General features: G+C 69.3%; 22 protein-coding genes. 6 read left to right on the forward strand and 16 right to left on the reverse strand.

Annotated elements, in window-relative coordinates; genetic code table 11:
- Positions 1 to 32 precede the first annotated feature (32 nt).
- Complete coding sequence (locus tag AXK61_RS21100; RefSeq protein ID WP_068746952.1) at positions 33 to 860, forward strand: SDR family NAD(P)-dependent oxidoreductase; 828 nt, start codon at positions 33 to 35, stop codon at positions 858 to 860.
- On the opposite strand, the gene AXK61_RS21105 is transcribed toward AXK61_RS21100, so the two are convergent.
- Entirely contained in the window at positions 861 to 1,763 is a 903-nt protein-coding gene (locus AXK61_RS21105) for a glycine betaine ABC transporter substrate-binding protein (RefSeq protein ID WP_082789488.1), read from the reverse strand. It lies immediately after the preceding gene.
- 89 nt (positions 1,764 to 1,852) lie between these two features.
- Here AXK61_RS21105 and corA point away from each other — a divergent pair, with 89 nt between their 5' ends.
- The gene (corA, locus tag AXK61_RS21110; protein WP_068746954.1) at positions 1,853 to 2,932 is read left to right on the forward strand and encodes a magnesium/cobalt transporter CorA; all 1,080 of its coding nucleotides are present in this window, start codon (positions 1,853 to 1,855) and stop codon (positions 2,930 to 2,932) included.
- Positions 2,933 to 2,959: 27 nt separating this feature from the next.
- On the opposite strand, the gene AXK61_RS21115 is transcribed toward corA, so the two are convergent.
- Together AXK61_RS21115 and AXK61_RS21120 are read right to left on the reverse strand one after the other, a co-directional pair.
- Positions 2,960 to 3,556 carry a suppressor of fused domain protein gene (locus AXK61_RS21115; RefSeq protein WP_068575166.1) on the reverse strand — a complete coding sequence of 199 codons (597 nt, stop codon included), beginning with the start codon at positions 3,554 to 3,556 and terminating at the stop codon, positions 2,960 to 2,962.
- Between the two features lie 11 nt (positions 3,557 to 3,567).
- Positions 3,568 to 4,581: a LacI family DNA-binding transcriptional regulator gene (locus tag AXK61_RS21120; protein WP_231855650.1), complete on the reverse strand. Its 1,014-nt coding sequence runs from the start codon at positions 4,579 to 4,581 to the stop codon at positions 3,568 to 3,570.
- A gap of 129 nt (positions 4,582 to 4,710) precedes the next feature.
- Here AXK61_RS21120 and AXK61_RS21125 point away from each other — a divergent pair, with 129 nt between their 5' ends.
- Entirely contained in the window at positions 4,711 to 6,360 is a 1,650-nt protein-coding gene (locus tag AXK61_RS21125) for a glycoside hydrolase family 13 protein (RefSeq protein WP_068575164.1), read from the forward strand.
- Positions 6,361 to 6,414: 54 nt separating this feature from the next.
- Here AXK61_RS21125 and AXK61_RS21130 read toward each other — a convergent pair whose 3' ends face one another.
- The 11 genes from AXK61_RS21130 to AXK61_RS21180 all read right to left on the reverse strand — a co-directional run bounded on the left by AXK61_RS21130 (position 6,415) and on the right by AXK61_RS21180 (position 16,318).
- The gene (locus AXK61_RS21130; RefSeq protein WP_068575163.1) at positions 6,415 to 7,281 is read right to left on the reverse strand and encodes a ParB N-terminal domain-containing protein; all 867 of its coding nucleotides are present in this window, start codon (positions 7,279 to 7,281) and stop codon (positions 6,415 to 6,417) included.
- The gene (locus AXK61_RS21135; protein ID WP_068575162.1) at positions 7,271 to 7,954 is read right to left on the reverse strand and encodes a metallophosphoesterase family protein; all 684 of its coding nucleotides are present in this window, start codon (positions 7,952 to 7,954) and stop codon (positions 7,271 to 7,273) included. Before AXK61_RS21135 ends, AXK61_RS21130 begins: the two co-directional genes overlap by 11 nt.
- A 27-nt stretch (positions 7,955 to 7,981) precedes the next feature.
- Positions 7,982 to 9,160, reverse strand: coding sequence for an ABC transporter ATP-binding protein (locus AXK61_RS21140; RefSeq protein WP_068575161.1), 1,179 nt, complete (start codon positions 9,158 to 9,160; stop codon positions 7,982 to 7,984).
- Between the two features lie 28 nt (positions 9,161 to 9,188).
- Positions 9,189 to 10,022, reverse strand: a complete 834-nt coding sequence (locus AXK61_RS21145) for a carbohydrate ABC transporter permease (RefSeq protein ID WP_068575160.1) — start codon at positions 10,020 to 10,022, stop codon at positions 9,189 to 9,191.
- A gap of 10 nt (positions 10,023 to 10,032) precedes the next feature.
- Complete coding sequence (locus tag AXK61_RS21150; RefSeq protein WP_068575159.1) at positions 10,033 to 10,974, reverse strand: carbohydrate ABC transporter permease; 942 nt, start codon at positions 10,972 to 10,974, stop codon at positions 10,033 to 10,035.
- Positions 10,971 to 12,332, reverse strand: a complete 1,362-nt coding sequence (locus tag AXK61_RS21155; RefSeq protein WP_068575158.1) for an extracellular solute-binding protein — start codon at positions 12,330 to 12,332, stop codon at positions 10,971 to 10,973. Before AXK61_RS21155 ends, AXK61_RS21150 begins: the two co-directional genes overlap by 4 nt.
- Before the next feature lie 199 nt (positions 12,333 to 12,531).
- Positions 12,532 to 13,272 (reverse strand): TetR/AcrR family transcriptional regulator, encoded by a 741-nt coding sequence (locus tag AXK61_RS21160; RefSeq protein ID WP_068575157.1) that lies wholly within the window; start codon positions 13,270 to 13,272, stop codon positions 12,532 to 12,534.
- Positions 13,273 to 13,307: 35 nt separating this feature from the next.
- Positions 13,308 to 14,309 carry an AurF N-oxygenase family protein gene (locus tag AXK61_RS21165; protein WP_068575156.1) on the reverse strand — a complete coding sequence of 334 codons (1,002 nt, stop codon included), beginning with the start codon at positions 14,307 to 14,309 and terminating at the stop codon, positions 13,308 to 13,310.
- 331 nt (positions 14,310 to 14,640) lie between these two features.
- Positions 14,641 to 14,937, reverse strand: coding sequence for a transcriptional regulator (locus AXK61_RS21170; protein ID WP_197466894.1), 297 nt, complete (start codon positions 14,935 to 14,937; stop codon positions 14,641 to 14,643).
- Complete coding sequence (locus AXK61_RS21175; RefSeq protein ID WP_068575154.1) at positions 14,934 to 15,374, reverse strand: hypothetical protein; 441 nt, start codon at positions 15,372 to 15,374, stop codon at positions 14,934 to 14,936. The genes AXK61_RS21170 and AXK61_RS21175 overlap by 4 nt, the downstream gene beginning before the upstream one ends.
- Before the next feature lie 413 nt (positions 15,375 to 15,787).
- On the reverse strand, positions 15,788 to 16,318 hold the full coding sequence (locus AXK61_RS21180; RefSeq protein ID WP_068575153.1) for a YflT domain-containing protein: 531 nt from the start codon (positions 16,316 to 16,318) through the stop codon (positions 15,788 to 15,790).
- A gap of 51 nt (positions 16,319 to 16,369) precedes the next feature.
- Between AXK61_RS21180 and AXK61_RS21185 the strand changes: the two genes are divergently transcribed.
- Genes AXK61_RS21185 through AXK61_RS25195 form a run of 3 tightly spaced genes read left to right on the forward strand, consistent with a single transcriptional unit; the run spans position 16,370 to position 18,916 of the window.
- The gene (locus tag AXK61_RS21185; RefSeq protein WP_068575152.1) at positions 16,370 to 17,656 is read left to right on the forward strand and encodes a magnesium transporter MgtE N-terminal domain-containing protein; all 1,287 of its coding nucleotides are present in this window, start codon (positions 16,370 to 16,372) and stop codon (positions 17,654 to 17,656) included.
- Complete coding sequence (locus tag AXK61_RS21190; RefSeq protein ID WP_068575151.1) at positions 17,653 to 18,189, forward strand: DUF1003 domain-containing protein; 537 nt, start codon at positions 17,653 to 17,655, stop codon at positions 18,187 to 18,189. The genes AXK61_RS21185 and AXK61_RS21190 overlap by 4 nt, the downstream gene beginning before the upstream one ends.
- Positions 18,176 to 18,916, forward strand: coding sequence for a nuclear transport factor 2 family protein (locus AXK61_RS25195; RefSeq protein ID WP_139058123.1), 741 nt, complete (start codon positions 18,176 to 18,178; stop codon positions 18,914 to 18,916). Before AXK61_RS21190 ends, AXK61_RS25195 begins: the two co-directional genes overlap by 14 nt.
- Positions 18,917 to 18,958: 42 nt before the next feature.
- Here AXK61_RS25195 and ahcY read toward each other — a convergent pair whose 3' ends face one another.
- Positions 18,959 to 20,425 carry an adenosylhomocysteinase gene (gene ahcY, locus AXK61_RS21205; protein ID WP_231855633.1) on the reverse strand — a complete coding sequence of 489 codons (1,467 nt, stop codon included), beginning with the start codon at positions 20,423 to 20,425 and terminating at the stop codon, positions 18,959 to 18,961.
- A 76-nt stretch (positions 20,426 to 20,501) separates the two neighbouring features.
- Positions 20,502 to 21,665 (reverse strand): SMI1/KNR4 family protein, encoded by a 1,164-nt coding sequence (locus tag AXK61_RS21210; RefSeq protein ID WP_068746956.1) that lies wholly within the window; start codon positions 21,663 to 21,665, stop codon positions 20,502 to 20,504.
- Positions 21,666 to 21,831 lie beyond the last annotated feature (166 nt).

Consider the following 21,831-nt stretch of genomic DNA (forward strand, 5'->3'; position numbering starts at 1 on the left):
CAGTTCAGCCTGCAGAGCGTGAGGATCACATCATGAAGAGTTTCCGCGGCAAGGTCGCCGTCATCACCGGCGCCGCCTCCGGCATGGGCCGCGAGCTGGCCCTCCAGCTGGCCGAGGAGGGCGCGAAGCTCTCGCTCTGCGACTACGACCCCACCGGCCTCGACGCCACCGCCGAGAAGGCCCGCGCCCTGGGCGCCGAGGTGCACACCAAGGTCGTCAACGTGGGCGAGCGCGAGCAGCTGCTCGCCTACGCCGACGAGGTCGTCGAGCACTACGGCACCGTCAACCTGCTCTTCAACAACGCCGGCATCGCGCACCACGAGCCGATCGAGACGACGTCGTTCAAGGACTACGACCGCGTCATGGACATCAACTTCTGGGGCGTCGTCAACGGCACCAAGGCGTTCCTGCCCGCGTTGATCGCCTCGGGTGACGCGCACATCGTCAACACCAGCTCGCTGTTCGGCCTGCTCGCCGTCGGTGGCCAGAGCGCCTACAACGCCTCGAAGTTCGGCGTCCGCGGCTTCACCGAGGCGCTGCGGATCGAGATGCTCTCCAGCGGCCACAACGTCGGCGTGTCCTGCGTGCACCCGGGCGGCATCAAGACCGCCATCGCGCGCAACGCCACCGTCGCCGAGGGCAAGGATCAGGCCGGCACCGCCGAGCTCTTCGACAAGTACCTGGCCCGCACCGAGGCCTCCGATGCCGCGCGCACGATCCTCAACGGCGTCAAGCGCAACCGCGGCCGCGTGCTCGTGGGCATGGACGCCAAGATCATCGACGTGCTGGTCCGCGCCGGTGGCTCGGCCTACGAGCGCGTCAACGCCTTCGTCGACAAGCAGCTCAACAAGCGCATGTGATCAGTGGAGCGGGTGCTCCTTGGCCCAGTCGTCGGCGGCCTGCTCGGCGGTCCGCTCCCCCGACTCGACCTTCGCGACCATCTGCGCGAGGTCGGCGGTGGTGAGCTCGCCGGCGATGGCGGACAACCGCTTCGTCTGGGCCACCGTCAGACCGTCGCGGCGCACCAGCGGCACGACGGCGCGGGAGGGGACGGCACCGTCGGGGTCCGCGACCTGCGTGAGGTCCCGGGCCGACGGCGAGAGCGTCCCGAGCTGCGCGATGGACGCCCGCCCCTCGGTCACGGCGCGCGCGGCGGCGACCTCGTCTGGCACGACGACGACCGGCCCCGTCGGGCAGCCGTAGCGCGCCTTCAGGTCCGACGGTGACCCCGACGGGATCGCGACTGTCCCCGACAGCCCCTCGCACCCGCGCAGCGTGGCTGCCGGGGCGTCCTTCGACACGAAGAGCATGGGCTGATCGAGCGCGAGCGTCGGGTCGCCCAGACCCAGCCCCTCGGGCAGCACCGCGCTCAGGGCCACGAACTGCGCGTCCCACTGCTCCCGCGGATTCTCGGACTCCGATTCCTTCGCCTTCGTCGGTTGCGCGACGCCGGGGCGGTAGCGCTCCCAGAGCTCGCCGGTCAGTGCGGGCGCGATCGTGATGTCGCCCCGCTCGACGGCCGCCACCGCGGCGTCGCCGGGCCCGAGCCCCAGTTCCGTCTGCACGGGAGTCCCCGCGGCGCGCAGCGCGTTGGCGTAGAGGAGGGCCCCGATGCGGGAGGCGGCACCGTCGGACGACCCGACGGTGACGGTGCCCGGCGCGGTCCGTGGCCCGAGATCGGACAGGTCTCCCGCGTCCGAGCAGCCCGCGACGCCGAGCGCGACGAGGGTCACGACCGCGGCACCGACCTTGCGACATCTCACGCCTACTTTCTACCCGGCCGCCGCGCGAGCCGGACACCGGCCCGCCCGCGCGCCGGGGATCGTCGTACCGCCCGACTACCATCTTCTGCATGCCCTCCATGCCGTCCATGCCCCGGCCTGGTGCGACCCGCCGTGAGGTCCCCGAGGTCGACGTCCCCCGCGTGCCCGTGGCGCGTGCCGTCGTCGACTGCGGCGTCTACGTCGACGGTGAGCGTCTGCCCGGCCGGTTCGGGTACGTCGAGGCCATCGAGGAGGTGCGGCGCCGCGGAGAGGGCTACGTGTGGGTCGGGCTGCTCGATCCCGACCAGCACCAGATGGACGAGGTGGCCCGAGTCTTCGGGCTGCACCCGCTGACCGTCGAGGACACGCTGGTCACGCACAACCGGCCGAAGGTCGACCGGTTCGACGACACGCTGTTCCTCATCCTCAAGACGGTGAACTACGTGGGCCACGACCGCACCGACCCGATGGCCCGCATCGTCGAGACCGGCGAGGTCATGGTGCTCGTCGGACCGGACCACGTGATCACCGTCCGGCACGGAGACCACGGCAGCCTGCGCCGGGTCCGGCGCAACCTCGAGGGCAATCCCGACCTGCTCAAGCTCGGGCCGTCGGCGGTGATGCACGCCGTGGCCGACCACGTCGTCGATACCTACGTCGCCGTGTCCGACCTGCTCGAGGACGACATAGACCGCGTCGAGGAGGAGGTCTTCCGGGCCCGCTCACGCACCAAGGTCGACGAGATCTATCAGCTCAAGCGCGACATCGTCGAGCTGCGTCGCGGCATCCACCCGCTCTCCCATGCGATCAAGCGGCTGACCTGCGACTTCACCGATCTCATCCCCGGCGAGATCCAGCGCTACTTCTCGGACGTGCTCGATCACCAGTCGATGGTCGCCGACCACGTGGAGACCTACAACGACGTGCTCAGCTCGCTCATCGACGCGGCCGTCGCCAAGATCGGGATGCAGCAGAACGAGGACATGCGCAAGATGTCGGCGATCATCGGCCTCGTCGCGGTGCCCACCATGATCGCGGGCATCTACGGCATGAACTTCGACAACATGCCCGAACTGCATTGGCACTACTCGTACTACGCGGTCGTCGCGATCATGATCGTCGCGTGTATCGTCCTGTTCATCACCTTCCGGAAGATCAAGTGGCTGTAGGCCGACGCGTCGATCCGTGTTCATGAGCTACACCGCGCGGGCCGCGGGTCGGCCCGGATCGGCGGGGTCGATGCCCGCCTCGGCCCACGCCTCACGCAGCGCCTCTGCGCCCTTGAGCCGCACCCAGGCCGCCTCGTTCGCGGTGATCGGGTCGGCGCGCAGGAACCGGACGGGTTCGCCGTCCTCGCGGTGCAGGTCCGGCACCGTCGACTCCCCCAGCAGGACCGCCGTGAACGACGCCCCCGCCCACAGCGGCGCACCGAGGTCGACGAGCGCGTCGGGCGCGAGCACGAGGCCCTCGACGGCCGGCGTCGCGGCGAGGATCGCGAGCGAACGGTGCACGCCGTCGAGCGCGGCGCCCGGCCCGTCGGTGGCGGGCCGGAGCTCCAGCACCACCTCGGCGCGCGGTCCGTCGTCGACGGTGACCAGCGCGTTCGGGTCCGTCATCGCGTGCCGCGAGCATCCGACGCTGGCGAAAGCCACCACGCGGTCGCCCACCCAGCGCTGCACCGTCATCGGCTCGAGGCCGAGGAAGGTCACCGACGCCGATGCGGGCGGCGCGAAGCCGCGCTTCTCGTAGTGCGCAGCGAGGTGCTCACGGGCGGCATCGACGACGGAACTCACGGGGGTCCATCCTACGAGCCCGACCGGCCGACGACCCGCCCGGTGCTGCCGCGGTCGAGGAACATCGGCCCGCTGAGGGCCTGCAGATCCGCGGCCGACTCGCCGGCCACGCGACGGACGAGGAACTGGACCGCGCGCCGGGCCATCGCTCCGGGGTCGGGTCCGACGCTGGTGAGGCGGGGCCGCGTGAGCTCGCCGGTCTCGGTGCCGGAGAACAACGACAGCACGGAGAGGTCGTGCGGGACGGTCACTCCCCCAGCTGCCGCCGCGGAGATCAGCCCCAGGCCCGCGGGTTCGTTGCACACGACGACGGCGGTGACCGGGCCGTCGGCCAGGCCGGCGAAGGCGTCCCACCCGGCGGCGAAGGTCGACGGCACGGCGAGCACGTGCGCCCGGACACCGTGCCGCGCGACGGCACCGTCGACGGCGGCCCGCGACCGGACGTCCACGCCGGGGGCGTGCGCCCCGTCGGGGATCTCCCGGACCAGCACCGCGACGTCGCGGTGCCCGAGGCCCCCGAGATGGGCGAAGGCCTCCTCCGCCGCGGCGTCGAAGTCCGCGTCGCAGAACGCCGTCGCGGTGTTGTCGTCGGTCCTGCCGACGAGGACGAACGGGACGCCCGCCTCGCGCAGGTAGTCCACGCGCGCGTCGCGGTTGTACACCTCCATCACCACGAACCCGTCGACCAGTCCCTGGCGCGCGGTCTCGCGCACCGAATCCGCGTCGTCCGCCGGGCCCGGCAGGAGCATCAGGTGCGAGCCGAGCGCCCGGGCCTCGTCGGCCGCGGCCGTGAGGTAGCCCGCGGTGTCGAGCCCCTGACCGAGCGCGTCGGTGGTCAGCAACAGTCCCAGCAATCCGGTCCGCCGGCCGGCGAGCGCCTGCGCGAGGGCGTTGGGCGCGTAGTCCAGGGAGGCCATCGCGGCGTAGACGCGATCCCGCGTCTCCGCGGAGATCGGACGCGTGCCGCTGAGGACGTAGGAGACGGTGCTCCGCGACACCCCCGCGAGCCGCGCGACCTCGGCCATCGTCGCCACCCTGCACCTCCTCGTCGGCGAAAGCAACGCTCCTGATCCTACGGATCGGTTACGCTGGATCCAGCGTCATCGACGCGCGTCGACGATCGTCGGAATGCAGATGCCTTCGAAGGGAGTGTTGTGGTTCTCAAGGACCTCGGAACGGCCGATTGGTGGCGCCAGGCGGTGGTGTACCAGATCTATCCGCGCAGCTTCTCCGACTCCGACGGCGACGGGATCGGCGACCTTCCCGGCATCACCTCGCGCGTGCCCTACCTGCGCGACCTGGGGGTCGACGCGGTGTGGCTGAGCCCGTTCTACCCGTCCGAGCTGGCGGACGGCGGGTACGACGTGGCCGACTACCGGAACGTGGACCCGCGCCTCGGCACGCTCGACGACTTCGACGCCATGAGCGCCGCACTGCACGCGGCCGGCATCAAACTGATCGTCGACATCGTGCCCAACCACACCTCCGATCAGCACGAGTGGTTCCAGGCCGCGCTCGCCGCGGGCCGCGGCTCCGACGAGCGCGACCGCTACCACTTCTTCGAGGGCAAGGGCGAGAACGGCGACGAGCCGCCGAACGACTGGCAGTCGCACTTCGGCGGCCCCGCCTGGCACCGGGTCGACGAACCCGACGGGACGCCCGGCCAGTGGTACCTGCACATGTTCGCCCGCGAGCAGCCCGACCTGAACTGGGAGCGCGACGACGTGCGCGCGGACTTCGAGCACACGCTGCGCTTCTGGTCGGACCGCGGCGTGGACGGATTCCGCATCGACGTCGCCCACTACCTGCGCAAAGACCTGAGCGAGCCCTTCGCCCCCTTCGCCGTGGTGGGGCTGGGCGAGCTCACGCTCAACCCGGATCACCCGTTCTCGGATCGCGACGAGGTGCACGAGATCTACCGCGCCTGGCGCAAGGTCTTCGACGAGTACACCCCGCCCCGCACGGCTGTCGCCGAGGCGTGGGTGCACAAGACCAGGCTCGCGCCCTACGCGAGCGCCGAAGGGCTCGGGCAGGCGTTCAACTTCGACCTGCTCGTCTCCGAGTTCGAGGCCTCGCAGTTCCGCGAGATCATCGAGGAGAACCTCGAGCGCTCCGCCGAGACCGGCTCGTCGAGCACCTGGGTGCTGTCGAACCACGACGTGACCCGGCACGCCACCCGCTACGGCCTGCCCGCGGGCCTCGGGCACCACGCGGCGGCGTGGACGCTCGCCGGCGGCGCGCACGACGAGGTCGACACGGCGGTGGGCGAGGCCCGCGCCCGGGCGGCGACGATGCTCCTGCTGGCCCTCCCCGGCTCCACCTACCTCTACCAGGGCGAGGAGCTGGGCCTGCACGAGGTCGGCGACATCCCCGCGCAGTCGCGCCAGGACCCCACCTTCTTCCGCACCGAGGGCAAGGAGGTCGGCCGCGACGGCTGCCGCGTCCCGCTCCCGTGGTCCGGTACCGGGTCGTCCTTCGGATTCGGGTCCGACGGTGCGCACCTGCCGCAGCCCGCATGGTTCGCGGACTACGCGGTGGCCGTCGAGGCCGACGATGCCGCGTCGACGCTGAACCTCTACCGCCGGGCGCTGGCACTGCGCGGCGAGCTGCAGACCGCGGAGACGTTGACGTGGATCGAGCACCCATCCGCGTCGGTGCTGGCCTTCGAGCGGCCCGGCGGCTGGCGCTCGTTCACCAACTTCGGCTCCGAGCCGGTGGACCTCCCCGAGGGCGAGATCCTGCTCGCGAGTACGGATTCCGCGGATGGTCGACTGCCCGGCAACGCGACGGTGTGGATGCGCTGATCGACCGAACCGTGCGGGGCCGGAGTGTGCGATGCCGGCCCCGCACCGTCCGGCCTAGAAGAACCTGCCCGGCTGCCAGGGCCGGTGCCGCTCCGACACCTCGTCGATGATCTCCGGACTCCAGACGTGCTTGCGCACCAACCGGTACCGCTCGCACGCCACGAACAGGTACACCTCGGCATCGCTCGACGACGCCATGATCCCCGCGTCGCGCGCCATCGCGACGACCGGCGTGAACTCCTCCTCGTACCAGCGGCGCGCGACCTCCTCCCGGGGGAGGAACTCCTCCAGCTCCTGGCCGAGCCGGAATCCCCACGCCTCCACCGATTCCGCGAGCCGCGAGTAGTCCCAGGCGTTGGCGAACGCGATGCGCTCCCGCGCCTCCCCGGACACCGGCACCCGGTCCAGGAACAGCCGCCGGTGGTCCTTCATCAGCAGGTCCGAGCGGACCGCGATACCGCCGGCGCCGATCCGCGTGATCACCTCCGTGACATAGGCGTCGATCGTCGCGAAACCCCGTGCGAAGGCAATGGACACGCGGTGGTGCCCGTCGACCACGAAGTACAGGTCGCCGACCTTCTTCACCTCGATCGGCGGCATCGACTCGCCGCGCCGCTGCGCCGCAGCCAGTCGCTGCCAGCGTGCCCGCAGGGCCGGCGAGCGCGGCCGGAAGTAGCGATCGAAGTCCCGGGTGCGGTCCACGCTGCCGACGATCTGCGCGACCGGGACCACCTGCAGCCCGAGATTCCGCTCCGAGACGAGTCCCAGCGCCGCGACCACCTCGTCGTACGGGAGCACCTCGGTGACGTCATCCGGTTGGCCCCGGACCCAGGCCGCCAGCCGCGCGACGTTCGCACGCCGCCGGGACCGCTCGAAGTCCGTCCGGGCGTCCTCGTCGGGGAAACCGGTGTCACGCGCCACGTCGCCGCTCCAGGATGTCGAGGCCCTCGGCGCCCGCCGGGCGTCCGGGAGTGATGTCGAAGTAGGTGTACCCGACGGTGTTGAGCACCGGCACACCGTCGATCTCGCGATCCGGCCCCGGCGCGCCGAACGGGTGCACGTGCCCGTGCACGAACGCCTGCGGGCGGATCCCCGCCACCAGCGCGCCCAGCGCGGCGAGACCGCGGTGCGGCCCGTCGTCACCGTCCCCCACGCCGAGCGCGGGCGAATGCGCGAGCACGAGGTCGACGGTACGCCGCCGCGCCGCGAGCCGCACCCGCCAGGCACGGCGCGTGGCCTGCGCCTGCGTCCACTGATTCGGACCGGACCGGTAGCGGATCGACCCGCCGAGACCGGCCACCGTCAGACCGCCCACCCTGACGACCCGGCCGTCCGCGTTGACGCCCCCGCGCGGCCCCGGAGGCTCGGAGGGCATGCCCCCGCGCACGTACCCGCCGCGGGTGCTGCGGTACCCCGCGTAGTCGGGATCGTGGTTGCCGGGGACGAACACGCACGGCACGCCGTACCGGTCCATGAGCCCCTCGAGGTACTCGCCCGACAGGTCGCCCGCGCCCAGGATCAGGTCCGGGCGCAGGGTCGACGATGCCAGGGCCAGGCCCGGCACCTCCTCGTCGCTGACGGCGAGCACCCGCACGGCGACGGCTCTTCCGGCGCCCGGTTGCTACTGGGCCAGGTTCAGTCCGGTCGCGGCGTCGAACACCGCGATCTTCGTGGGGTCGTAGAACAGGTCCACCTCGGCGCCGCGGGCGGCCGTCGAGTCCGCCGACAGTCGCGCGACGACCTCGTCCACACCCGCGAGCGGCTGCTGCTGCGCGGCGTCGAGGTCGGCGAGGGCATCGGTGCGGCCGGCGCCCGCGGGGACGGCGAAGTGCACGAACTTGTCGGAACCCATCGACTCGAGGACGTCGACCTTCGCGGTGAAGGTCAGGCCGCCCACACGCTGGTTCGGGTCGAGCAGGCGAGCGTCCTCGAAGTGCTCGGGACGGATGCCGACCACCACGTCGCCGGTACGGTTCCCGGCTGCCGCGGCACGCTCGGCCAGGCGCGGCGCGTCGAGCAGCAGGATCTCGCCGAGCGCGGTCTGGATGCCCACCGAGGTGAGTCGGCCGGGCACGAAGTTCATCGCGGGCGAGCCGATGAAACCGGCGACGAACAGGTTGTTCGGGCGGTCGTAGAGCTCCTGCGGAGCGCCGACCTGCTGGACGTCGCCGCTCTTGAGCACGACGACGCGGTCGCCGAGCGTCATGGCCTCCGTCTGGTCGTGCGTGACGTAGACCATCGTGGTGCCCAGGCGCTTCTGCAGCCGGGACACCTCGGTGCGCATCTGCACGCGCAGCTTGGCGTCGAGGTTCGACAGGGGCTCGTCCATGAGGAAGGCCTTGGGGCTGCGGACGATCGCGCGGCCCATCGCGACGCGCTGGCGCTGGCCGCCCGAGAGCTGCGAGGGGCGGCGGTCGAGGTGCTGGGTGAGGTCCAGGGTGCGCGCGGCGTCCTCGACCTTGGCGTTGATCTCGTCCTTGCTCAGCTTGGCCAGCTTGAGCGGGAACGCGATGTTCTCGCGCACCGTCATGTGCGGGTAGAGGGCGTAGGACTGAAACACCATCGCGATGTCGCGGTCCTTGGGCGCCTTCTCGTTGACCCGCTCTCCGGCGATCCGCAGCTCCCCGGAGGAGATGTCCTCCAGACCGGCGATCATGTTGAGCGTGGTGGACTTCCCGCAGCCCGACGGGCCCACCAGGATGAGGAACTCCCCGTCGGCGATCTGCAGGTTGATGTCGCTGACGGCGGTGGAGCCGTCGGGGTAGGTCTTCTTGACGTGGTCCAGGACGATGTCGGCCATGTGATTGCTCCTCGAGTACTTTCCGGCGTCAGCCCTTGACCGCACCGGACGTGAGCCCGGCGACGATCCGTCGTTGGAAGATCAGGACGAAGATGATGATGGGGATGGTGATGATGACCGCCGCGGCGGCGATGGACCCGGTGGGCTCCTCGAACTGCGAACTGCCCGTGAAGTTCACGATCGCGACCGGTGCCGTGATCGACCGCTCCGTGGCCGTCAGCGAGACGCCGAACAGCAGGTCGTTCCACGCGGCGATGAACACCAGGATCGCCGCGGTCACCACGCCCGGCACGGCCAGCGGCGCGATCACCTGACGGAAGGCCTGCGCCGGCGTGGCGCCGTCCATCTTCGCGGCCTTCTCCAGCTCCCAGGGGATCTCGCGGAAGAAGGCGGACAGCGTGTAGACGCACAGCGGGAGCGCGAAGGTCACGTTCGGCAGGATCAGGCCGGGCCACGTGTCGAAGAGGCCGACGGCCCGCTCGATGTTGAACAGCGGCGTGATCAGCGAGATCTGCGGGAACATCGCGATGAGCAGCGCCGCCCCGATGAACAGCTTCTTGCCCGGGAAGTTCAAGCGCGCCACGGCGTACGCGGCGAACATGCCGATGATCACCGCGATCACCGTGGAGATCAGCGCGACACCGATGGAGTTGATCAGCGGGCGGATGAAGCCGCTGCCCTCGAAGATCGCCGTGTAGTTGTCCATCGTGAGGGCCTTGGGGATGAAGCTGCCGTCGGTCACCGTCGCCGGGGACTTGAGGGAGAGCGAGACGATCCACAACACCGGGATCAGTGCGTAACACACGACGAAGACGTCGATGACACTCCAGGCGACCTTGCGCCCTGCGGTATTCGATGCCATGCCCCGGCCCCTACCTCTGGTCCTGGTCGGCTCCCGGCACCGCGGTGCCGAACGCCTTGACGAAGATGAACGCGATGATCGCCACGCACAGGAAGATCAACACCGAGATGGCGGAGCCGACACCCAGGTTGAACGCCTTGAACAGGTTGTCGTAACCGAGGATCGACACCGACCCGGTCCCGTTGGCGCCCTTGGTGAGCACGTAGATGTTGTCGAAGATTCGGAACGCGTCCAGCGTGCGGAACAGCAGCGCCACGAGGATCGCGGGCTTCATCAGCGGGATGATGATCTTGGTCAGGCGCGTCCACGGACCGGCGCCGTCCATCGCGGCGGCCTTGATCAGGTCGTCCGGCACCAGAGCCAGGCCCGAGAGCAGCAGCAGCGCCATGAACGGGGTGGTCTTCCACACCTCCGCCAGGATGATGATGAACAGCGACGGGATCTGCTGCGTCAGCGGCGCACTGCCGTCGGGCAGCAGGTTGGCGAGGTAGCCGGTGCCGGGCGTCCAGGCGTAGAACCAGGAGAACGATGCCGCCACCGTCACGATGCCGTACGGGATGAGGACGACGGTGCGCACGATGCCCCGCCCGACGATGGTCCGGTGCATCACCAGCGCGATCGCGAGACCCAGCACGAACTCGATGATCACCGAGATCACGGTGATGAACGCCGTCACGCCCAGCGCCTGCCACCAGTACGAATCCTGCAGCACCGTGCCGTAGTTGCCGAAGCCGATGAACTCGTCCTGCCCCGGCGCCGCGAGCGACGACTTGTGCAGGCTGAGCCAGAACGCGTACACGATCGGATAGGCCGTCACGAGCAGCATCACAAGGGCGGCGGGCGCAATCAGGTACAGGCCCAGCCTGCGCTCCTCGCGCTGCCCCTGGGACAGGACGGCCTTCTTCTTCGCGGGAGCGGGCGCAGCGCCCCCACTCGTCGTCGCAGCGGTCACGGGACCAGCCCCTTCTGATCGATCGCCTTATTGGCGGCGTCCACCAACTCGTCGACGAGGGTGTCCGGGTCCCACGTGCCGACGGGGCTGAGCTTGGCCTGCAGCAGGGTCGACATGGCCTGGTACACCGGCGTCACCGGCCGCACCGAGGAGGTGTTCTCCTGCAACTGGTCCCGGATCAGCTTCGCCATCGGGTACACGGCCAGGTACTCCGGGTCGTCGTAGAGCGACGGCAGCACGGGCGGCGTGCCCGCGTCGAGTCCGTACGCCTTCTCCGCTTCGTCGTTGGTCAGGCACTCGATGGCCTTCCACGCCTGTTCCTTCTTCACCGACGTCGGCGAGACGGCGTAGTTCGCGCCACCGATCGTCGGGCGGGCCGGCACGCCGGGCGCGATGCGCGGGAAGGTGGTGAAGTCGAACTTCTTCTGGATCACCGCGTTCATCTGCTTGAGCTGGTCGTTCGTCGGCTTCTTCACCACGTCGGCGAACTTGGTCATGTCCTTGAGGAAGGGCACGGTTCCGGCGGCCGCGTTCTGCTGCATCGCCGAGAGCACGAAGGGCCAGTTCACCTCGAACAACGCGTTGCCGCGCTCCATGCTCAGCCGGATCTCCGTCTCCATCGTCTGCGTGAAGCTCGGATCCCGCCCGGGCGCGGTCGCCACGGCCTTCATCGTCTTGAGTGCCGTCAGCGCGGCCTCGCGGTTCTTGCCCTCGCCGAGCACGACCTTCTTGCCGGTCTCATCGACCACCTTGCCGCCGGCCGTTTCGAGGAGCGAGTTGAACCACACCGTCAGGCCCTCGTACTGCGCCGCGGTGACGCCGATCTGCGCGGGGCCGCCCTTGGCGAGCGACTGCCCGGTGAGCTCGAGCATCTGCGCCCAGGTGAACTTGGGCGGCGAGGTGACGGGCTTACCCGTCAGCTGGGAGACCAGGTCCTTGCGGTACCAGAGCAGCTGCGTGTTGGTCCACCCCGGAACGCCGTAGAGTTCGTCGTTGAACTTCGCCGTCTTCAGCGGCCCCGCCAGGACCCGCTTCTCGGTGCGCGCCGCCACCTCGGCCGGCACCTTCTCCGCCCAGCCTGCCTGCGCGAACTCCGCGGTCCACGTCACGTCGAGCGCCATCACGTCGAGCGACTTGTCGCCACCGGTGATGCGGCGCGCCAGCTGCAGCCGCGCGTCGTCGGCGGACTTGGGGAGGGCGTAGCCGACCACCTTGTAGTCGGACGTCGAGCACTTCGCCGCCACGCGCTGCACGGTCGCGGCGCTGTCCGCGCCGACGTAGACGCTGATCTCGGTGCCGGACCCTCCGGTGCCGCACCCCGCGAGGAGGGTGGCGCCCAGCGCGGACGTCAATCCCATCGCGCCGAGCCGGGTGGCCCGGCTCCTACGCGTTCGACTCGTTCTGCCCGTCACGCGCCGCTCCTATCCCCGCTACCGACCGGTTGCGTCGCTTCGAAAAACTAGTCGACTCCGCCGGTGACTTGACCCACATTCGGGATAATCGTGCCAGATGCGGACGGCATCCGCGGACCTGCCCGCCCTTCGGCGGGCACGACCGTCAGGTGGGCTCGACGGTGCGCGCGGCACCGTCGGGCACGAGGGTCGTGAGGACCGTGGCGAACTCGGCATCCGGATCGACCGTCACGCCCATGCCGCGGGCGGCACCGTCGAGCACGAACCACGTGATGTCCGTGAGCGATTCGACCACCTCGGCGCGCGAGCTGCCGCGGATCGCCTCCTCGCCGCGGACCCAGCTGGTGAGCGTCGCCTCCACCATCGTGAACAGCACGAACGGGATGCGGGCGAAGGGCGCGGGGTCGAGGCCGGTGACGGCGGCGACGCCGTCGACGGTCTCGTGCGCCCGGGTCACCACGCGATGGCGGAGCTCGGCGACGGCGTCGGGGGCGTCGGGATCCGTGTCGGACGGACCGGACCGCAGGAGGTCGACGAGGCGCGGGTTGTCCTCCATCCAGACGGCGGCGCTGGTGATGGCGCGGCGCAGGATCCCGCGGAGCGTGCCGGCCGAGACGTCGAGGTCGGCCTCCAGCTCGACGGCGAAGGATTCCACGACATAGCCGCGCAGGCCGCGCACCAGGTCGTCCTTGCTCTTGAACTGGCGGTACACCACGGATTTCACGAGCCCGGCCCGCTCCGCGATGTGCCGCACCGAGATCGGGGCACCCGGCGCGGACTCCTCCACCAGTTCGGCTGCGGCCCGCAGGATCAGATCGCGGCGCTGCGAATTGTGCTCGCGCCACCGCAGTCGATAGCCGGAGTCCGGCCGTCCCGCCGAGGTCATGGCTCGTGATGCTACGCCCCGGGCGAGAACCTCCGTCAGGCCGCGGCCTGCGCCCTGCGGGTCGGCTCGCCGCGATAGCGGGCCTTGTGACCGTCGATCTTGAGCACCTTCCACATGAGCTTGCCGAACGGGGTCATGAGCCCCAGATCGTCGGCGAGCGCACGCATCTCGGCGAAGTAGTCGTTCAGCAGCGCACGCGCCGCGGGCCCGCGCCAGAAGGCCTCGCGCTTGACCTCGCGCGGCACCTCGAAGCGCTCGAAGAACTCCTTGGGCGGGGTGAAGATCTCGCCGACCAGCCAGCGCATGGCCAGCGGGAACGCGAACGCGCAGATCCGCTTCTGCCGCTTCGTCATCCCCTGCAGGTGAGCGTGCAGGAACTCGTGCGCGAAGGAGATGTGCCGCGCCTCCTCGGCGACGTGGATCTCCATGGTGCGCAACACCAGCGGCGGGACCTGGCCGCCGTGGCGCATGATCGCCTTCTGGTAGTGGTCGATCGGCTCCTCGCCGCCCAGGATGCCCATGAAGAGGATGACGTGCGCGTAGCCCCCCAGCACGCCGATCATCGGCGACGCCCGGCGGAACCGCTTGCGCATGCCGGGCACGTCCACGTCGATGCGGTTCACCAGTTCCTGGAACATCTGGATGTGGTTGCACTCCTCCGTCATCTCGTGGAGGCAGTAGCGGAACTCCGGAGACTTGTTCGGGAGCTTCATGATGTACTGCATCATCCCGCGGATCAGGATGGATTCGAAGGCCGCGCCAACCTTGATCGTGTTGGCCATCCGCCACTTCCCGATCTCGATCCGCTTCTCCAACGGCAGGTCGCGGTACCACTGCGTGGCGCCGAGCGAATCGAGCGTCGCCGGCAGCACCCAGCGCGGATCGTTCGGGTCCAGCGCCAGCTCGGGCGAGTCCCAGTCGATGTCGAGGTACGGGTCGAACCGGCGATGCACGGAACCGTCGGACAGATCCTCCAGGACATCGAGGTAGCCCTGGTCGAACGGGTCCCGCCGCACGCGCCCCTGGATGTCAGCCATGAGAGTCCTCCTTATGATAACTATCACCTTCTCGCAATTTAGCAGGACTTCGCGTCTCGGTAAACAGGTTCGGGAGACTCTTGCGCGTCCCTCCCGTTCCCCCAGGTCCGACGGTGCGCCGCCCACCCCGGCGTGTCGAGTCCGGAGGGCGCGAACAGCCGCGGGGACACGTGTTTCGCGTGGCCGTGGTCCCGGCGGTGGACTTTCGGGCGCGCTCAACCCGGCGCGCACCAGAAATCACCGGACACAGCAGATTCCTCCGCTCCCCGCGCGGATACACGGGGCGCCCGGGGATATCTGCGGGGAGCGGAGCGACCTGCTGCGCCGCAGGTCAGGTCGTGAGCTCACGCAGGGCTGCGACGTGTCGCGCGAAGGCCGACCGCCCCGTGATCGTCAGTTCCACCCACTGCCGCCGCGAGTCCGCCGAGTCCCGACGGGTAGCGACGTACTGCGCCTCCTCCAGCTTCGCCAGATGCTTGCTCAACGTGGGCGCACTCATGTCCAGCGCCTTCGCGAGCACGTCGAACCGCATGTCGCGCGCCTGATCCAGCGCCGCGCAGATCATCAGCCGTTGCCGCGGGTGGATCAGATCGTTGAACGCCGGCGGCCCGTACCTACCGCCGGTCAACGCTCGGAGCGCACGGCGATGTACCGCGCCAGCAATTGGCCGAGCAGATATACGACCGCCGACAATCCGGCGAGCACCACATACGTCGTCCACGTACCGGATTCCAAGAAGATGGACACGACCTGCACCGTGAACAGTCCTGCCATCATGGACCAGAAGCTCACGCCGCTCGCCCAACTCCCCCGTTCATACGTGGTGGACCGTGCTCCGCGCACCTTCGCCTCGCCGAACAGAACCGCCGTACCGATCCCGAACACACCAAGGGCGATCACGATGTCTCGCCAGCCGTTCGTCCCTCCGTAGGCGATCGACCAGAACACCCCGAAGTTCACGGCCCACGCAACCGACACCCACCACGGCGAGGCGATGCGGCGGAACTTGCGCGCCACCGCATCGACATCAGCCAGAGAACGCGCCGCGTCGGAGTTCGTTTCCATACCGGCAACGATATCCGACCGTTTCCATCGCGGCAACGATCACTGCCGGCCAAGCCACCGGACCGCGGTCCACAGATCAGTCCTCATTCTTCATAGCGCTGCAGCGTTATGAAGAATGAAAACCGATAGCAGGAGTCACAGGCGCCCGGGCAAGCCGAGCCCGCGGCGATTCGTCTCCAGACGACCCGCCCGCCGCGCCGATGCCTTCTGGCGTCCGCGATCATCGCCGCGCCATGCAAGAAACGCATAACCGAACTCAGAAAGATGCCTGCTACCTGCGCAGATGAGGGTATGCACCGGACGCATAGCTTTCGCGAGCACCACATCCCGCGCCGACCTCGAACGCAACCCCTCACGACAGGGTCGCTCACAGCTCACCGTCGAAACTCCCCAGCGGCGTGGCGAGAAAGCCCCTACTGAATGTTCAACCGAGCCAGCATGTCGCGCGCCTGCTCGGCGACCTGGGGATCACACAGCACGTCGTACCGGCCGGCGACCAGCTGCATCGTCGACGAGAAGTCGCGCGTGCCCCGCGAGGCCCAGTACGGCACCGCCGCGCTGATCAGGCCGAAAACCACACCACCGACGATGCCGGCGATCACGGTGGGCAGCACGTTCGCACCGCCACCCACGAACAGACCTACCAGCAGACCGAGGAAAAGGCCCAGCCACGCGCCGGACGCGGCACCCGCGCTGAGCACCCGCCCCCAGGTCAGGCGCCCCGTGATCCGCTCGACCTGCATGAGGTCCACGCCCACGATCGTGACGTTCTGGACCGGGAACTCCTGGTCGGAGAGGTAGTCGACGGCGCGCTGCGCCTCTGCGTACGTGGCGAACGAACCGATCGGCCAGCCCTTCGGCGGCGTCGGCAGCCCGCGGAAGGGCTGCCCGGCGGGCCCTCCGGGGCGATTCTGCGACCCGGGACCGGGTAACGGTTGCGACATTCGACGCCCTCCCTCACATGCGATACGTAGAACGAAACTACCCTGAACACCATGTCGGCTGTCTCCAGAGTATTCGTCGCTCGACTGTCCGGCCTGCCCGTCGTGGGTCCGGACGGGGAGTCGGTCGGCCGCGTCCGTGACGCGGTGATCGGCCTGCGCGCGGATCGGAAGGCTCCACGAGTCCTCGGCCTCGCCGTCGAACTGGCCAACCGCCGCCGCATCTTCGTTCCGATGCTGCGCGTGACCAGCGTCGAACCGGCCGCCATCACGCTCAACACCGGCTCGGTGAGCCTGCGCCGCCTGCACATCCGGCCCGGTGAGGCCCTCGCCCTCGGACAGCTCCTGGGGACCAAGGTCCGGATCGAGGAGCCCGGGGAGCAGTACGACGGTGCCGACGCCTCCGTCGTGGACGTGGGGATCGAGCAGACCCGCACCCGGGACTGGGTGGTGCACCGCCTGGCCGTCAAGATCCGCGCGACGGGGTGGAGCCGACGGGGTGGCGTCCAGGTGGTCGACCTCCCCCACGTCTCCGGCTTCACCACCACCGCGCTCACGGGTGCCGATCACGACATCGCCGAGGCGCTGACCGTGTTCGAGGACATGCGCGCCACCGACGTCGCGCAGGCCCTGCGCGAGCTGCCCACCCAGCGGCGTCTGGCCCTCGCGGCGGCGTTCGACGACGAGCGGCTCGCGGACGTGCTCCAGGAACTCGGCGACGACGACCAGGCCGAGGTGATCGCGCACCTGTCCAAGGCCCGCGCCGCCGACGTCCTCGAGGCCATGGACCCCGACGACGCCGCCGACCTCCTCGGCGAGCTCCCCGACAGCCAGCGCGAGGAGCTGTTGGCCGTGATGGACCCGGAGGACTCGGGAACGGTCCGTCGACTGCTCACCTTCTCGCCGTACACCGCGGGCGGCATGATGACGCCCGAGCCGATCGTGGTCACCCCGTCGACCACCGTGGCCGAGGCCCTGGCCAGGGCGCGCAACCAGGACATCACCCCCGCGCTGGCCAGCATGGTGTTCGTCGTCCGGCCCCCGACCGCGACCCCGACGGGCCGCTACCTCGGCGCGGTGCACCTGCAGCAACTCCTGCGCGAGCCGCCCGCGGATCTGGTGGGCGGCATCGTCGACACCGACCTGCCGCGGCTCGGTCCAGACGATCCGCTCGGCGCCGTTACCCGGTACTTCGCGGCGTACAACCTGGTCACCGGACCGGTGATCGACGCCGAGAACCACCTGCTGGGCGCCGTATCGGTCGACGACGTGCTCGACCACCTCCTGCCCGACGACTGGCGCGACGAGGACGACGACAACACCGTGGAGGTCACCGGATGAAGGACCGCTCCCGGCTCGATACGCCGCGGCTCGGCCGCAGTTTCCACCTGAACCTGGGCGATGACATGATCGGCCAGGGCGCCGAGCGGGTGGCGCGGTTCCTGGGCACCGGCCGCTACCTGGCCATCCAGACGGTGATCGTGATCGTCTGGGTGATCATCAACATCAGCTGGATCGCGCTGCGCTTCGACCCGTACCCGTTCATCCTGCTCAACCTGGCCTTCTCCACGCAGGCCGCGTACGCGGCGCCGCTCATCCTGCTCGCGCAGAACCGGCAGGAGAGTCGGGACCGCGTCTCGCTCGACGAGGACCGTTCCCGCGCCGCGCAGACCAAGGCCGACACCGAGTTCCTCGCGCGCGAGCTGGCGTCGGTGCGCCTGGCCGTCGGCGAGGCCGCGAGTCGCGATTACATGCGCCGCGAACTCGACGAGGTGCACGAGAAGCTGGACGCGCTGACCGCGCTGCTGCAGACTCTCGAACATCGCAGCCACGCGCCGACGGTCTCCGAGGAGCGCACCGATGCGCCCGACTGATCCCCGCGAGCTCCTGCACCCCGTCCTGCCTGCGGAGACCTACCGTCGGCTCGGGATCGCGCCGCCGCGGCCGCCGCAGCAGTTCGCCCCGGGCGGGCCCGTCTCGTCGGCGGGTACGCCCTTCGTGACGGGGCGCGCGGTCACTGGAGTGGTCCCGAATCCGCTGCCGTCCCCACCCCTTCCGACGGTAGCGTCCGCGCCCGTGCCGACCCCGCCGTCCGCGCCCGTGCCGTCCGCGCCGACCTGGCCGGCCGCACCGTCGGGACCTCCGCGGCGCGACCGGTCCGTGGCGATCGTGATGGGCGCGACGGCGCTGATCATCGCGATCATCATCGGCGCCACGTGGTACATCCTCGCGAACCGCGGCAGCGACGACGAGCAGCAGATCCGCGATGTCGTCGCCGCCGAGACGACGGCACTCAACAACCGGGACCTGGCGGCGCTCATCGGAACTCGCTGTTCCGCCGACGCACTCCTGCTGCAGCAGCAGTTCACCGCGCAGACCTTCGCCGCCGAGATCGACTCGACGCTCGGGCCGAGCGGACGCTGGAAGGTGACCGTCGGACAGGTGCGCATCGACGCCGACGCGGGCACCGCGACCGCCGAGGAGACCACGGTGCCGATCGGCTCGGCGTCGATCGTCGCGCAGACCATCACAGACACCGCCACCCTCCGGAAGGAGTCCGGAGGGTGGAAGGTGTGCGTCAGTTCGTCGAGCGTGCGTTAGCTGTCCGACGGTGCCGATCGGCTACGGTCGCGACGGTGCCGCTCAGTAGCGGTAGTGCTCGGGCTTGTACGGGCCCTCGACGTCGACGCCGATGTACTCGGCCTGCTCCTTGGTGAGCTTGGTGAGGTTGCCGCCCAGGGCCTCGACGTGGATCCGCGCGACCTTCTCGTCGAGGTGCTTCGGGAGGCGGTAGACCTCGTTGTCGTACTCGTCGGGCTTGGTCCACAGCTCGATCTGCGCGATCACCTGGTTGCTGAAGCTGTTGGACATGACGAACGACGGGTGGCCCGTCGCGTTGCCCAGGTTCAGCAGGCGCCCCTCGGACAGCACGACGATCGACTTGCCGGTGTCGCCGAAGGTCCACTGGTCGACCTGCGGCTTGATGTTCAGCCGCACGGCGCCCGACTTCTCGAGGCCGGCCATGTCGATCTCGTTGTCGAAGTGGCCGATGTTGCCGAGGATCGCGTGGTCCTTCATCTGCTTCATGTGCTCGAGCAGGATGATGTCCTTGTTGCCCGTGGAGGTGATGACGATGTCGGCGTCGCCGATCGCGTCCTCGACGGTGACCACGTCGTAGCCGTCCATGAGTGCCTGCAGCGCGTTGATCGGGTCGATCTCGGTGACCTGGACGCGCGCGCCCTGGCCGGCCAGCGACTCGGCGCAGCCCTTGCCCACGTCGCCGTAGCCGGTGATCAGGACCTTCTTGCCGCCGATCAGCACGTCGGTGCCGCGGTTGATGCCGTCGATGAGGCTGTGGCGGGTGCCGTACTTGTTGTCGAACTTGCTCTTGGTGACCGAGTCGTTGACGTTGATCGCCGGGAACGCCAGCTCGCCGGCGGCGGCGAACTGGTACAGACGCAGCACGCCGGTGGTCGTCTCCTCGGTGACACCCTTGACCGACTCCGCGATCGTCGACCACTTGGTCGCGTCCTCGGCCAGCGACGCGCGCAGCAGGGCCAGGAACACCTGGTACTCGGCGCTGTCGGCGTCCTCGTCGGTGGGCGGAACCACGCCGGCGGCCTCGAACTGCGCGCCGCGAAGCACGAGCATCGTGGCGTCGCCGCCGTCGTCGAGGATCATGTTGGCGGGCTCACCCGGCCAGGTCAGCATCTGCTCGGCGGCCCACCAGTACTCTTCGAGGGTCTCGCCCTTCCACGCGAACACCGGTACGCCCTGCGGGGCTTCGACGGTGCCGTGCGGCCCCACGACAACGGCCGCGGCCGCCTCGTCCTGGGTGGAGAAGATGTTGCAGGACGCCCACCGCACCTCGGCGCCGAGGTCGACGAGGGTCTCGATGAGCACCGCGGTCTGCACCGTCATGTGCAGCGAGCCCGAGATCCTCGCACCCTTGAGCGGCTGCACGTCGGCGTACTCGCGACGCAGCGCCATCAGGCCGGGCATCTCGTGCTCCGCCAGGCTCAGCTGCTTGCGGCCGGACTCGGCGAGCGAGAGGTCCGCGACCTTGAAATCGATTCCGTTCGCCGTATCGGCGGTCAACGTAGAAGTCACGCGCTCCAGGCTATCGCGACCTGTGCATTCGCACGTCGGCGACCTCGTTTGCAGTCGCATTGCGCGGCGTGGCGGGTCAGGTGTCCGAGGGTCCTCCGCGAACGGAGCGCAACCCTTCGACACGGGTGTTCAGCTGATCGATCTCATCCAACAGGTAGGCCCTCACCGTTCCGGCTGATCGTGTTGTGATGTCACTCGGATCGTCGCCGTACTTGCTGTCGAACGGTAGCCACCGGACGAATCCGTCGACGGGGTCCACGCCGATTGCGCACGGCCCCCACGCCGCGAAGGGAGTCACACCACTCGCCGCCGCCACTTCACCAGCGGAGGGACGGTCCGGAGCCGGCGGCACGGATACGCCGAACTGCGCGAACGCTCTTTCCTTCTCGCTAAGCGCCTGTCGATCTCGGTTGTCGCGCTCAACGAGCGACGCACGCCAGCGCGAGCCGTCGATGATTTCATGTGTGCTGAGGAGGTACGGAATCCCGGGCCACCCGTCGGCGGTCAGCAGCAGCTCGGCGTGCTCCGGATGGAGTGGATGCCCCAGCCGGCTCTCGAGGGCGTCGATCGACTCCTGTGTAGCGGGCGGATTCGGCTGACCCGCGATGGTGCCGTCCACTGCCATCGCCTCGATTTCTCGCCTCAACTCGGCATACTTCGCGACGATAGCCTGCATCGTCGGCGGAGTTGAGTCGCCGCCCCATACTCGCCCCCACGGACCGAGCTCCTCACGGTCGAGCCACTCCGTCAACGTCGCCAACTCGTCTACGAGATAGTTCTCGAACGAGCCGGTGATCGCGTCCCCTGGCCAGAGGTGTACCGACCCGGCCGGCTCGCCCTGACTGTCCCGCATCAACAGATAGGCGGTCCAGTACGAATCCTGCGCCCTGGTGATTTGGGTCCACTCGTCGTAACCGTGCCATTCTCGCGGATCGCCAGCGATCATCACAGAGAACTCGTCCGCGCTGAGGACCCCCGCTCCGATCTCGTCACAGGACAGCAGTGTGTTGCTCTGACTCCAGTCCTTCCAGCCGTTCGCCACGGTGAGGAACTCGCGGTACTGGTTAGGTATCGGGTGGCCGAGCCGCTCCTCCGCGGCCAGCAGCTGCTCCTCCGTCGCACCGGGATTCGGCCGGGTCATCTCGTACAGGTCCGGATGGATCCGGACGAGCCGTTCCTGCTGTACCACGAACGCGTCGATCAGCTCCCGCCAGCGTGCTACCCCCACGTCGGTGTTCACGATTCTAAATCCTACGCCGCCCCTGTCCAAGATGGACGGAATCGGAGAGAGTGCCTGCCGAGTCACCCCGGCATTCGCTCGTTCGAGCCCATGCCCCGCGCCGCGCACCCGCACGGGCGTGAACGTCCACGAACACGGAACCGGGGCCGACGCACGAAGCGTCGAC

Source organism: Tsukamurella pseudospumae, assembly GCF_001575205.1.
Classification (GTDB): Bacteria; Actinomycetota; Actinomycetes; order Mycobacteriales; family Mycobacteriaceae; genus Tsukamurella; species Tsukamurella pseudospumae.

What these genes read in the sequence shown, in the direction of transcription:
- AXK61_RS21100 (WP_068746952.1), top strand. Translation starts at nt 33, where the DNA reads ATGAAGAGTTTCCGCGGCAAGGTCGCCGTCATCACCGGCGCCGCCTCC.
- corA (WP_068746954.1), top strand. Translation starts at nt 1,853, where the DNA reads ATGCCCTCCATGCCGTCCATGCCCCGGCCTGGTGCGACCCGCCGTGAG.
- AXK61_RS21120 (WP_231855650.1), bottom strand. Translation starts at nt 4,581, where the DNA reads ATGGCCGAGGTCGCGCGGCTCGCGGGGGTGTCGCGGAGCACCGTCTCC.
- AXK61_RS21140 (WP_068575161.1), bottom strand. Translation starts at nt 9,160, where the DNA reads ATGGCCGACATCGTCCTGGACCACGTCAAGAAGACCTACCCCGACGGC.
- AXK61_RS21145 (WP_068575160.1), bottom strand. Translation starts at nt 10,022, where the DNA reads ATGGCATCGAATACCGCAGGGCGCAAGGTCGCCTGGAGTGTCATCGAC.
- AXK61_RS21155 (WP_068575158.1), bottom strand. Translation starts at nt 12,332, where the DNA reads ATGGGATTGACGTCCGCGCTGGGCGCCACCCTCCTCGCGGGGTGCGGC.
- AXK61_RS21160 (WP_068575157.1), bottom strand. Translation starts at nt 13,272, where the DNA reads ATGACCTCGGCGGGACGGCCGGACTCCGGCTATCGACTGCGGTGGCGC.
- AXK61_RS21165 (WP_068575156.1), bottom strand. Translation starts at nt 14,309, where the DNA reads ATGGCTGACATCCAGGGGCGCGTGCGGCGGGACCCGTTCGACCAGGGC.
- AXK61_RS21175 (WP_068575154.1), bottom strand. Translation starts at nt 15,374, where the DNA reads ATGGAAACGAACTCCGACGCGGCGCGTTCTCTGGCTGATGTCGATGCG.
- AXK61_RS21180 (WP_068575153.1), bottom strand. Translation starts at nt 16,318, where the DNA reads ATGTCGCAACCGTTACCCGGTCCCGGGTCGCAGAATCGCCCCGGAGGG.
- AXK61_RS21185 (WP_068575152.1), top strand. Translation starts at nt 16,370, where the DNA reads ATGTCGGCTGTCTCCAGAGTATTCGTCGCTCGACTGTCCGGCCTGCCC.
- AXK61_RS21190 (WP_068575151.1), top strand. Translation starts at nt 17,653, where the DNA reads ATGAAGGACCGCTCCCGGCTCGATACGCCGCGGCTCGGCCGCAGTTTC.
- AXK61_RS25195 (WP_139058123.1), top strand. Translation starts at nt 18,176, where the DNA reads ATGCGCCCGACTGATCCCCGCGAGCTCCTGCACCCCGTCCTGCCTGCG.